At 49.7% G+C, this 11,772-nt stretch carries 10 protein-coding genes; 2 read left to right on the top strand and 8 right to left on the bottom strand.

Translation table 11 applies throughout. The features are described 5' to 3' along the window. Positions 1-120: 120 nt before the first annotated feature. Positions 121-651 carry a hypothetical protein gene (locus ACW73I_RS11470; protein ID WP_458029478.1) on the top strand — a complete coding sequence of 177 codons (531 nt, stop codon included), beginning with the start codon at positions 121-123 and terminating at the stop codon, positions 649-651. 124 nt (positions 652-775) lie between these two features. On the opposite strand, the gene ACW73I_RS11475 is transcribed toward ACW73I_RS11470, so the two are convergent. Next, positions 776-1,192, bottom strand: a complete 417-nt coding sequence (locus tag ACW73I_RS11475; protein ID WP_458029479.1) for a hypothetical protein — start codon at positions 1,190-1,192, stop codon at positions 776-778. Between the two features lie 89 nt (positions 1,193-1,281). Then, positions 1,282-5,559 carry an Ig-like domain-containing protein gene (locus tag ACW73I_RS11480; RefSeq protein WP_458029480.1) on the bottom strand — a complete coding sequence of 1,426 codons (4,278 nt, stop codon included), beginning with the start codon at positions 5,557-5,559 and terminating at the stop codon, positions 1,282-1,284. 611 nt (positions 5,560-6,170) lie between these two features. On the opposite strand from ACW73I_RS11480, the gene ACW73I_RS11485 reads away from it, so the two are divergent. Then, positions 6,171-6,473: a hypothetical protein gene (locus ACW73I_RS11485; RefSeq protein ID WP_458029482.1), complete on the top strand. Its 303-nt coding sequence runs from the start codon at positions 6,171-6,173 to the stop codon at positions 6,471-6,473. Between the two features lie 243 nt (positions 6,474-6,716). Here ACW73I_RS11485 and ACW73I_RS11490 read toward each other — a convergent pair whose 3' ends face one another. The 6 genes from ACW73I_RS11490 to modA all read right to left on the bottom strand — a co-directional run bounded on the left by ACW73I_RS11490 (position 6,717) and on the right by modA (position 11,747). Next, positions 6,717-7,340 carry an inorganic pyrophosphatase gene (locus ACW73I_RS11490; RefSeq protein ID WP_458029483.1) on the bottom strand — a complete coding sequence of 208 codons (624 nt, stop codon included), beginning with the start codon at positions 7,338-7,340 and terminating at the stop codon, positions 6,717-6,719. Between the two features lie 165 nt (positions 7,341-7,505). Next, positions 7,506-8,678 (bottom strand): molybdenum ABC transporter ATP-binding protein, encoded by a 1,173-nt coding sequence (locus ACW73I_RS11495; RefSeq protein ID WP_458029484.1) that lies wholly within the window; start codon positions 8,676-8,678, stop codon positions 7,506-7,508. Positions 8,679-8,763: 85 nt separating this feature from the next. Then, positions 8,764-9,192, bottom strand: coding sequence for a TOBE domain-containing protein (locus ACW73I_RS11500; RefSeq protein ID WP_458029485.1), 429 nt, complete (start codon positions 9,190-9,192; stop codon positions 8,764-8,766). A 27-nt stretch (positions 9,193-9,219) separates the two neighbouring features. Then, positions 9,220-10,293 carry a molybdenum ABC transporter ATP-binding protein gene (modC, locus tag ACW73I_RS11505; protein WP_458029577.1) on the bottom strand — a complete coding sequence of 358 codons (1,074 nt, stop codon included), beginning with the start codon at positions 10,291-10,293 and terminating at the stop codon, positions 9,220-9,222. Further along, positions 10,293-10,979: a molybdate ABC transporter permease subunit gene (modB, locus tag ACW73I_RS11510; protein WP_458029486.1), complete on the bottom strand. Its 687-nt coding sequence runs from the start codon at positions 10,977-10,979 to the stop codon at positions 10,293-10,295. Before modB ends, modC begins: the two co-directional genes overlap by 1 nt. A gap of 3 nt (positions 10,980-10,982) precedes the next feature. After that, positions 10,983-11,747, bottom strand: coding sequence for a molybdate ABC transporter substrate-binding protein (modA, locus tag ACW73I_RS11515; protein ID WP_458029487.1), 765 nt, complete (start codon positions 11,745-11,747; stop codon positions 10,983-10,985). Positions 11,748-11,772: the final 25 nt, after the last annotated feature.

Raw genomic sequence — 11,772 nt, forward strand, 5'->3', positions numbered from 1 at the left:
CAACTCGACCGAGTGACCGGGTTGACTGAAAAGAAAGGGATATTATTGCGGCGGCTATCTTGACAATCATCCGCACCGCAGCCAGACTCAGGCCTCAGAATAATTATAAGGAGGTGTATTATGCGACTGATTTACTCGATCATCATCGGCCTATCGTCTTTGCTGAGCGCAAACGGCAACGCCGCAAGCAACGACCAATTCGAACCGGGCGATACGGTTTTAACCAATTGCCGGCAAATTTATACTAAAGGAACTGTCATCGCCAAAGTCGATGACGGCTATACCATCCATTTCCCCAAAAAAAGCGGCCCCATCAATTGCCCGCCGTTCCGCTGGCACTCCGAGTTTGTCCTACCCTTTCAATCTGTGCCCGAATATCATTTGCAGTTTTTTGGCGGGTTTAAACGCGACTTGGTGTTCCGGGTCGGCGAACCGGTTACCTTACAATTCGAAGCCGACAAGCGCATCATTAAAAACAAAAGCATCGTAAACATCGAGGCCAAAATTACCGATATCAGCAGCAACGGCGCAATCGCTGTCGAACTGTTAAGTAACGATCCTGAGTCTGCCGCGATGTTTTGGAAAATGGTGGGCAACAACTATGTCGACTTGCGTCATGATGCGCTGGAAGCCGAGCGCGATAAACGTTAGCCGAGCTCTTTTGTCAACACGAATATTTTGATATTTGCCCATGACCCTGCTAGCCATAGTCTTATACATTCGAGCGTTTTTTCTGCAATACGACTCCACGTAAATGGTAGGATTACGCCCGCTGTCACTTGGCTGTGCGCTTTTCAACACGCAATGTTATCGAGTAATCTTTTTCTGAGAACGATTCACCTTCCACTCTTTGCGGACTTAGTGAAACTAAAGTCAACTGATGATCCATTACGATTTTGGACCTAGGTTCCTCGGTAGTGCTTAACACGACCGACTTTGGATTTCGATGAGCATCAATCACTTCAAGTTCTATTCGACCGTTGCCAGGCAATGTACAAAACGCATTAACCGGGCAACGCGAATCTTCCAGAACCGCTTTGAATTTGATCATCAGATTTGTGTTTTCAATCGCCGCGGATTGACCGATAGCAATTGAAAGATCATGCTTCGGTTGAGAATTGACTACGGCGGCAAACAAGACTATCCAACCACTGAGAGCAGTGACAAATAGCGTTTTAAACGTCTTTTGCATTGTTACCTCCTAAGTGCCTTTTGTCGGCAGCGATTGGATTTGAGCGCGGAAAGCCGCAAAGACGCGGCCTTCCGATCATTGCGTCGCTATCAACGATTCAACGTGAGTGTATAAGTTTCCGTTTGACTATGAGCGCCGCCGAAAGCAACAACTTTCAGGTAATAGCTGGCGCTGGACGAGCCAGAATTGGTATAACTCAAGGATTCGGTAGAGCCGACATTTGTGCTGGTTCTGAGTCTACTGCCACCACTGCTCATCAAATACAGGTCGTAGTCTCTCGCTGGCCCTTTCATATTCACGCTGAGGGTACCTCCGGCAGGGATATCGATCTTAAAGTAATCTTGATCGACGGAATTACTAATATAACCCACGATTTTCGTGACATTCCCGCTGATGATATTCGCAGTCGTGGTTGTGCCATTATTCTCAACCTCGTTGTAGGTGCTAGATGTGGAGCCCGAGTTATCGATACTGAAGGCAACTGCGGTAGAGATGCCCATGTTGCCGGCGGCATCGTACGCTTTTCCGACCAATGTATGAACACCATTCGACAAGGTAAGCGAATCGAGCACCATAGCATAGGGTTCAATCGTGTCGGTGCCTTTCAGAGAACTATCGACATAAAACTCAACCCTGGTAACACCAACGTTATCAGATGCCGAGGCCTCGAAAGTAATTGAACCACTATTACCCGTTTCACCAACCGAAATCACCGGTGATTCCTTGTCGACTCCACTATTGTTGATCGAGAAGATGACAGGACTGGAGATACCCACATTAGCAGCATCATCGTAGGCCTTGGCCACCAGCGTATGATTTCCATTGGATAACGTGTTGCTATCTAACTTAAAGCTATATGGCGCATACAAAACAGTACTCTTAAGATCACCGTCGACATAAAACTCGACTTTAGCAACACCCACATTGTCAGTGGCGACGGCAGACAATGTAATACTACCGCTGGTTCCACTCTCACTGACGCGAACGCTGGGTGCCTCCTTGTCAGTGTCGCTGCCGCCGCTTCTTTGCATGGTAAGGGTGTAAGCCTCTGTATTACTATGAGCACCTCCAAAGGCGACGACCTTGAGATAATAACTGGCGGTCGACGAACCGGAATTGGTATAACTGACTGACTCCGTAGAACTCACATTACTACTCACCCTCAACCTGCTGCCGGAGCTGCTCAACAAATAAAGGTCGTAGTCTCTGGCTGGCCCCTTCATATTGACGGTCAGTGTTTGGCCAGCCTTAATATCCAGCTTAAAGTAGTCTTGATCGGTCGAATTACCGATAAAGCCGACGATGGTAGTCACACCACTGCCGATTACATTTGCCAATGTAGTAGTGCCGTTGTTCTCCGCCTCGTTGTAGGTCGTAGACGGCGGCGCGGAGTTATCGATACTGAAGGTCACGGCTGAGGATATTCCGATATTGCCGGCCCCATCGTAGGCTTTTCCAAGCAAGGTGTGATTACCATCGGCCAACGACTTAGAATCTAGCTCCATGCTATAAGGCGTGGTCACATCGGTGCCTTTCAAGGAGTTGTCGACATAGAACTCGACTTTTGTGACCCCAACGTTATCGGTTGCCGACGCGTTGAAAGCAATGGTGCCACTGCTTCCGGTCTCGCTAACGGAAATAACCGGGGCTACCGTGTCGACTATCGTATTGTCAACCGTGAAAGTCACCGCCTTAGATGTGCCGACATTGCCGGCCGCATCATACGCCTTCGCGATCAGCGTATGGATTCCGTTGGTCAAGGTATTGCTGGCTAGCTGTATGCGATACGGTGAATATAAAACCGAGCCTTTCAGAATATTGTCGACATAAAACTCCACTTTAGCGACGCCGACATTGTCCGTGGCAACGGCGGATAATGTGATGGTGCCGTTAATACTGCTCTCGCTTGCACTGACATCCGGGGCGACGTCATCAACTTCCCCACCGCCGCTAACATCGAGATTTACCTTGTCCAAGATAAAGCCGGTAGCCATCCCCGAATCCTCGGCTCCGAAAAAATACACTTGAATGGTTTGGCCTTTATAGGCGGCCAGATCATGGCTATGGATTTGATAACCCGTTGCGGCATTCAAGTTACTGTGGGTGGCCAGCGTCTTCAAGACGGTGCCGGAACTGTTACGTATTTGCACGGTCAGGGTATCGCGGGCCGAACTTGTCGTCGTCTCTTCGGTTTCGATATGCAAAGCGTAACTTAAACTTGCCGACGAAGCGCTCGCCGGAATCGTTACGTATTGATAGAGCGCTACGCTCATTTGCGAGCCGGTACCGCAGAACTTCGCCATTTTTGTGCCGTCAAAGGGTGTTTCGTTCAGAATGGCACCAATTTGCATGCCGGTGGTATTTGACCACCCCACACCGTAACCCTTCTCAAAACTACCATTACGGATTAACTGACCGTTGTTAATCGTAAATGTCATCGAGACGTTGGTGTATTGGCCGGTAGTATCTGTGGCCTTGGCCACCAAGGTATGTTGGCCGTCATCCTCCATCCGAGAATCGTAAGTCATTGAATAAGGTGCCGAGGTCTTGGTGCCAATCAATGAGCCATCTAACAGAAACTCAACTTTTACTACACCTTTATCGTCTGTCGCTGTAGCGCTGAAGGTTAATACGCCTTTTTCACCCGATTCGCTGACGGTAACCCTGGGCGGAGTATCGGGCCCACTCCAAGGATCGCCGACATTAATCGCGGCGAAAGCATTCCAGACGGCGATTTCTTCGGGCCCGGATACCGGGAATAGATCTCTTACGGCTTGGATATTGGCAACTCTGGCACCGAGATAATCAGTCGAAGCGATCATATAGGTGGTCAAGGCCCGATACCAAATTTTTGCGGCTTTGTCGTTGCCTATACCTTTCATGCCTTGCGGCAAGTAAGACGATGATGTGTCGCCACTCGTGGTGGCACCTTGGCTTAGAAAATAGAAAGCACGATTCATCGGGCCGGAGCTGTAATGCACGTCCAGATTTTGCAAGCTCGGACTCCAGGCATCTGCGCTTTTGCCATCCTTGCTGGGTTTGTACAGAAAGCGCATCATTAACGGATAGGCTGGCGTGGTCATCTGCTCACCGTGCGTCCAGTTTCCGCCGGTATCCGGGATAATATTGCCTTTACCGTTAGCACCTCTGGCATAAAACTCCGCCATGGTACCCATGATGTCGGAATTGGCCTCATTCAAGCCGCCGGATTCCTTGTTGTAAATCAGACCCGCCGATGTCGAGCAAACACCATGCGAAAATTCATGCGCGGCCACATCCATAGCGGTCAACGTTTGCAATTTAGTGCCGTCACCGTAGGTGATACACATGCAATAATCCGAGTAGAAGGCGTTATCATAGGCATTGTCGTAATGGACACGGGCGTAGGTCTGTGTTCCTTGGCCATCGATACCGTTACGCCCGAAAACGTTTTTATACATATCCCAGGTTACTTGCAAGCCATAAGCGGCATCGACAGCAGCGGTCTGACCGTTAGCGGATGTCGTCGGCTCGGGATCCTCCTTGAAATTGTTACCGTCGCCCCAGGTATTGTCAGCATCGGTGTATATGGTGCCGGTTCCAGAGGTGGCATGATCTAGGTTATAAACCTTGTTACCGCCGCTACTTGGCCGAGTCGAATCAATCAACTCAAAGCCGCTTGATATCCTATTGGTATTCAATTGCACCGTGCCGCTATATTGGCTTTTTCCGGTGCCAACCGCGTTAGCTGTAGTTAAGCTGTCCCATTTTTCGATGATCTCGCCATTATCGGCATCGATCAAGTAATCGATGTGTTGGGTGTCGCCGGGATTTTCGCGCTCGGTATGAACGTAGTAGGCTAGTTTGTAACCTTTAGTTTCGGTGACGAAATCTTGCGCATTCGGCTCTTTTCCAGGAGCCAAGGTTTTACGCGGGATCAGACGCCTTTCTATTTGCGGATAGATCACCAATTCCGACACGGGTTTTATCGCAAGAGGAACACGGGGAGCGATGTCTTTCTCGATAACGCTTAGCGCATCCGCCGTGGAAAGCTCCGGCATGGTATCGACCTGAATATCTTGCTTAAGCATGGAAGTTGGCGGCTGAGCCATCCTATCTTCTTGTGTATGGGTAATGACTTCGCCACCCCAAATCCGTATGCCGTGATAAAACTGCTGGAAGCGCACATGAATCTGCCCTAAGGAGTCCTGCTGCATGCTTTGTGCCTGAAAGGAATGATTTTCATCCAAGCCCAAGGTTGCTCTCATCCCATTAAGTTGTTGTTGGAATTGCACCGTCCGTTCGGCTATCGTCGGGTTAGCGGCTTGAGAAAATATGGGTGTCAGAATGAATGCGGCTAGAATAACCGAGGACCAAAGCGACTTCATAAAACACCTCTCTTTATAATTTTAATAATAAGAGTCTGCGAATAAGCCCTAAGGATTTGGCCAAAAACAACTTCCCGTTTTGCCGGTGCGAAACCCTGGGGCATACCGAATGAGGAACGCCGTGAACCCTTCCATGGAGGCTTGACGGCAGCGTCCTTGCTGCCGACATCCTCACTCGGTACCTCCCCTGTGACTATTGCCATATCGGGAAGTTATTTTGGACGATACCCTAAACCTCCTTGTTTTGTTGCATATCTCTGTACTTGTATAAAACATCTTTTCAGCTGAATTATAAAATGATGATATTTGTCAATAGCTAGTGTAGTCTTTTTTATGAATAGGCACACATTTTAAAAACATTAAGCACATTCGCGTCCTAAGTCGATCGATCCGAGTGTTATTTACCCGCTAATCTATGCGGTAATACCGGCAAATTGTTCTAAAAACAACAGTAATCACCATTAGATAGCACAAAAAGTACATTATAAAACATAGAGTTATATCTTCTGCAGGATGGCATTTTATTTGCTCTGGACAAGGCCGACCTTTGCGAGTTATCCGATTGATCGAATATTGCAGGTCCGCTCTTTTTATAGTCCTGAGGTATTGATATGTTAGAACTTATTTTGCTGTTTATGATCTTGTGTTTCTTTGCGGCTGCCGTTTTTTCGCCATTGAAAGGCAGCAAGCCGTATTTTTCTAAATCAAACTTATCGGAAAACGCTCTACCCGTCTCTTCATCAATCAGTGCAAAGCGACCGGCGCATAAAGAAACGGTCAGCTTCCTAAGCTACCTGAAAGATGAGATTGAGGCCGATTTGTTTCCACGCCCCACCTGTTCCGTGTTGCAGCGCCACTATGATTCGTTGGTCGCGGCAGAACTGGAAAACCGCTTGGCATTAATGGCTGAATAAGTCCGTCGACGGTTTGCCGCCTGCGGGCGGCAAACCGTCCTCAAGCTTTGCCGACGTGTATGGTTAACATGCGATCATCGCTATTCGGAGCAACTTTCCCGTGCGCTTGGTATTGTAGTAATTCCGTGCAAAAAGCATTCGCTATAACCGCTCCGCTTAACCGGCTTGCCGCACCGTTACTCATCAGAAGCGGTCAAGCCGGATTTCACATTGAAACCAACGCTTATCATTAGGAACCAGGATCTATTCCACGTCCTGGCAGCTGAAATGGTATTGGTAATCGGCTATCGAACGTCTGATGACTTCGTGAGCTTCGTCACGACCATAAACATGGGTAATCTCGCAGCTACTTTTTTCGTGAGGTAAATGTTTATAAGTTAGAAAATAATGTTTCAAGCGATTGATATACGACTCGGGAGCATCTGATACGTCCCGCCATTGCCGGTAAAATTCGTCGCCTTTCATCACCGCAATAATTTTATCGTCCGCTTCGCCTCCATCCAGCAGACGAAATCCGCCGATCGGAATCGCCTGTACCAGAATATCGCCATGCGTGACGCTGCGCTCGCTCAATACGCAAATATCCAGGGGATCGCCATCGCCTCTGCCGACGGTTCTGCCTGACATCATTTGCGCATATTCGGCCACTCTCTCGGCACAATACGTTTGCGGGATGAAGCCGTAGAGGGTCGGAATCATGTTGGAAAATTTTTGCGGACGATCGATTTTCAAATAGCCGGTGGCTTTGTCGACTTCGTATTTGACAGTGTCGGAAGGAACGATTTCAATGAATGCTGTAACGGTATCTGGGGCATTGTCGCCGGGCGTAATCCCATGCCAGGGATGGGCTTTTTGTTGAATAGTCATTATTGCGTTGTGTGGTGAAAGAATGGAAACAATCTACCACGGTTTTAAGGGCTAATGGGAGGGATTTCAAGCGTATGCGGCAAATTTGGATCGGTATCCGTATCATGTTGTTACGCAGATTTTCCCATAACGGCATCCTTCTTCGACCCGGCGATAAAGCCACCGTCATGCTAAGGAGTTGCGAATGAGCGGCTGCCCACCGGAATTCGTGGCGCTCAAATAATAATAGCCATCCCGATGGCTGACCACGCGCTGATACGGCATGTCGTCAAGCTCGGCAAGATAAACTATCGCATGCGTTTTGATCAAACAGTGAACCATGTCGCCTTCTTGCAAAGCCATGCTGTGTAGCGCTCCCGGCGTGATTTCCGCCAGCAATGTACCACCGCAATCGATTTGAACGACGACGCTGTCGTCACTGGGTATCAGCGCGCAAATGCGACCTTTCAGTTGGTTTTGGATGGAAATGCCGTCAATGAACCGCCGCGACAAAGCGATATCTTTCGCACGTATCGAAACTTGAGTCCGGCTACCAACGACAAAATGCGGACGTAACGGCAACATGAGCGGTAAACCAAAGCTATCGGCTAAACTGCAGCCCGACGAATAATCGTGCTCGCGTATCGTTACCGGCAAGATATTGTCAATCTGACGTATTCCAAGATAACGCAAAAAATCTTGTTGTCGGGCAAGTTCGCGTAGGGAACCGTTCCGTATCACCTTACCTTGATCCAATACGACGACTTGGTCGGTTAATTCCAATATGTCTCCAAGAGACTGACTGGCGTACACTATCGATAGGTTAAATTCACACTGAAGCCGCTTGAGTATCGGCAGCATTTGCATGCGGTAAGCAGCGCCGACCGTCGCAAAGGTATCGTCTAACAGCAAAAGTTTGGGGGATTTCAATAATGCGCGTCCAAGCGCGACGCGTTGCCGTTCGGCGACCGAGAGTAGTTTTAGCGGCTGATCCAGAATGCCGCCTATCTCCAAAAGCGCAATCAGAAAATCTAATTTAAACAGACTGCGTTGTTGCTTCGCTCGGTGATAAGCCGCTGTTAAATGATCGCGTACGGTTTCATCCAAACCGAGCGAGTCAGCTTGCAACACCGCACCAACCGGTCGCAGCTCACGAGGCATCACTATTCTTTTGCGACTATCGAATAGCGTTTTGCCGTCCATTACGATGTGTCCGCTATGCGGTTGAATGGTGCCGGCAATCGAGCCTAACATCGTGCTTTTCCCTGCACCGGATTTACCATACAAACCGATACTTGAATCTTGCAGCGAGATTTGCGTACTCAGATTGAAATGCCCTCGCCGTATTTTGATATTCATATCCAACAACACGACAACCTCCGTCTATAGTTGAACTCGGCCGCAAATCCCAGACCGGTTGACGGCCGAGCACAGATTGGGTTGATTAACCGGCTATAGCCAATATCACCGCACCGGCTTTAAACGCCGCGGTTGCGGACTTGCCTTTGGCCAAGCCTAAGCTTGCAACACTGTCGTTGGTTATGGTGGCGGCAATCGTATCTCCGCCGGTTAGCTCGATATCGATTTCAGAGTTAACCGCGCCCGGTTTGACTTCGGTGATCGTTCCGCTCAGCTGATTGCGAGCCGAGAGTTTATAGCCGCCGAAATCGGTAACGATGATGATTTGCGGCGCTTTAACCATAGCAATGACATCCATGCCGGCTTTCAGGCCCAAATCGTCAACGGCTTCTTTGGTGACGTTGGCGGCGATGGTATCGCCGCCTTTCAATGTGACATGCACTTCGGCATTGACCGCACCGATGATCACGTCCTTGATGGTACCGGTGAATTGATTACGTGCACTTGCTTTCATGTGTTATCTCCTTTTTGAGGTGGGGGGTTAATTCAAGATGGACGTGCCTTTGATTTGCACATAAACCGACATCCCGGGCTGTAATTGCAACAATGTTTTGGATTTTTGCGTGATATGGGCCAAAAGGGGGTGAGTACCGACTCGCAGTCCGATTACACTGTGACCGCTGTCATCATCGATCATACCGGTAATTCTGGCGGGTAAAACATTCAGTATGCTCGTAGCGGCGGGCGCCTGTAGGGTGATACTCACATCGCGGGCGAATATTTGCAGCCTGATGGAAACACCGATTTCGCCTACTAGACTCGGCAGGCTGATTATAGCACTGTCGAATTCGACATGTGTTAAATGGTATTCGGCTTCATGTCCGCAAACGCTTACCTGCCAGACGGTCGACGCATCCCGGTCTTGAGCCAACGGCACATCAAGCCGGCTCAAGGTTTCAGATACGGGACCGGACGCCACGACGCCGTTCTCGTTCAGTATGACCAAATGGTCGGCCAATTGCGCCGCTTCCTGCTGCGAATGCGTCACGTAAAGCACCGGTATATGTAGTTCCCGATGCAATTGGTTCAAATAAGGCAGAATTTCCTGCTTGCGCTTGAAATCCAGCGCGGCCAGAGGTTCATCCATTAACAAGATTTTCGGGTTCAATGCTAGCGCTCTGGCTATGGCAACCCGTTGCCTTTCGCCGCCGGACAATCGATCCGGTGTCCGATCCAATAGATGTCCGATTCCGAGCAATTCCAAGATATGCTGCAAATCATTGTTTCGAGAATTGCCGGCACGTTTGATGCCGAATTCTAAATTGCCTTTAACCGTCAGGTGCGGAAACAGATTGGCTTCCTGAAATACATAGCCCAAGGAACGTTTATGAGCCGGTAGAAATATCCCGCGATCGCTGTCCTGCCAGACGTCGCCGTTAAGTGCTAGAAAACCTTCCGGCGCCTTCTCCAGCCCGGCTACGCAACGTAGCAGTGTAGTTTTGCCGGATCCGGACGGACCGAACAACACGGTGATGCCGGCGCCGGGCAACCGCAGATCGGCATTCAGTTGAAAAGCCCCGTAGCGGAGGCGAAAACGGGCGTTAATCGGTGTCATCATTTCAAAGTATGGGCTACAGGCTGAGTTTTTAAGGCGGTATACATTACCAGCAATACGGTAAAGGAAAATGCCAGCAAGCCGCCTGCCAGCCAGTGGGCTTGGTCGTATTCCAATGCTTCTACGTGATTGTATATTTGTACCGACACCACCCGCGTTCTATCGGGTATATTGCCGCCTACCATCAGCACGACACCGAATTCGCCGACCGTGTGAGCAAAACCCAAAATAGCCCCTGTCATGAAACCGGGCTTGGCCAGCGGAATAACGACGCTAAAAAAAGTATCCAGAGGACTCGCCCGCAAGGTTGCCGCGGCTTCCAAAGGCAGGTCGCCGATTGCGCTGAACGAGGCTTGCAGGGGTTGGACGACGAATGGCAGCGAATAAAACACCGAGGCTACTACCAATCCGGCGAAAGTGAAAGGCAATGTTCCCAGTCCCAATTCGCTAGTCAGCTTGCCGATAGGGCCGTTCGGCCCCATCATCACCAACAAATAAAAGCCCAATACGGTCGGCGGCAACACTAACGGCAAGGCCACCAGTGCATTACAAATACCTTTCCAGCGCGAGGTGGTGCGAGCTAACCACCAGGCCAGCGGCGTACCGATAACCAACATGATGCCGGTCGCCAGACTGGCTACCTTAAAAGTCAGCCACAATGTGGCGATATCGGAAGCGTTTAACATAGTTTATTGGGCCAAGCCGTAGCCGTATTTCCGGATTGTCGCTTTAGCCGAGGCGGATTTTAGGTAATCCAGCAACGCCGGCGCGGCGGGATTTTCCTCGCCGGTTTTCATCAACACGGCATCCTGGCGAATAGGCTGATGGAAGGACGCCGGAACGATCCAACCCGAGCCTTCCGCGATCTTGCCATCCGAGATCACTTGCGATAAGGCCACGAAACCCAGTTCGGCGTTGCCTGTGCTGATGAATTGATGGGTTTGGGAAATGTTGTCGCCTTCTACCAGCAATGGCTTTAATTGATCTTGTACGCCAAGATTCTTCATCGTTTCCACGGCGGCTTCGCCGTAAGGCGCCAGCTTTGGGTTAGCGATGGCTAAATGTTGAAAACCGCCTTTACTGAGGATTTGCCCTTGATCATCGACATAGCCGGGTTTAGCCGACCACAGCACCAAAGTACCCAAGGCATAAGTAAAGCGGCTGCCGGCTACCGTCAAACCTTGTTGTTCCAGATTGGCCGGCTTGACGTCGTCGGCCGACAAAAATACCTCGAACGGCGCGCCGTTTTCCAATTGCGAAACGATCTTGCCGGAAGAGCCGAAGGACAGCTTGGCGGTATGACCGGTGTCTTTATGGAAAGACTCGGCGATTTCGGTCATCGGCTTTGTAAAATTAGAGGCGACAGCCACTAATACCGTTTCCGCGAAAACCAACTGACTAAATAAGACCAAGCCGGCCGAGATGGTCAAACGAAACAAGCGATGATTAAACATAAAACACCTCTAAGGTAGTAATTGA

Source organism: Methylomonas sp. MgM2, assembly GCF_054172045.1.

Coding starts and splice junctions, on each gene's coding strand:
- ACW73I_RS11470 (WP_458029478.1), top strand. CDS start 121: ATGCGACTGATTTACTCGATCATCATCGGCCTATCGTCTTTGCTGAGC.
- ACW73I_RS11485 (WP_458029482.1), top strand. CDS start 6,171: ATGTTAGAACTTATTTTGCTGTTTATGATCTTGTGTTTCTTTGCGGCT.
- ACW73I_RS11500 (WP_458029485.1), bottom strand. CDS start 9,192: ATGAAAGCAAGTGCACGTAATCAATTCACCGGTACCATCAAGGACGTG.
- ACW73I_RS11480 (WP_458029480.1), bottom strand. CDS start 5,559: ATGAAGTCGCTTTGGTCCTCGGTTATTCTAGCCGCATTCATTCTGACA.
- ACW73I_RS11495 (WP_458029484.1), bottom strand. CDS start 8,678: ATGAATATCAAAATACGGCGAGGGCATTTCAATCTGAGTACGCAAATC.
- ACW73I_RS11475 (WP_458029479.1), bottom strand. CDS start 1,192: ATGCAAAAGACGTTTAAAACGCTATTTGTCACTGCTCTCAGTGGTTGG.
- modC (WP_458029577.1), bottom strand. CDS start 10,293: ATGACACCGATTAACGCCCGTTTTCGCCTCCGCTACGGGGCTTTTCAA.
- modB (WP_458029486.1), bottom strand. CDS start 10,979: ATGTTAAACGCTTCCGATATCGCCACATTGTGGCTGACTTTTAAGGTA.
- ACW73I_RS11490 (WP_458029483.1), bottom strand. CDS start 7,340: ATGACTATTCAACAAAAAGCCCATCCCTGGCATGGGATTACGCCCGGC.
- modA (WP_458029487.1), bottom strand. CDS start 11,747: ATGTTTAATCATCGCTTGTTTCGTTTGACCATCTCGGCCGGCTTGGTC.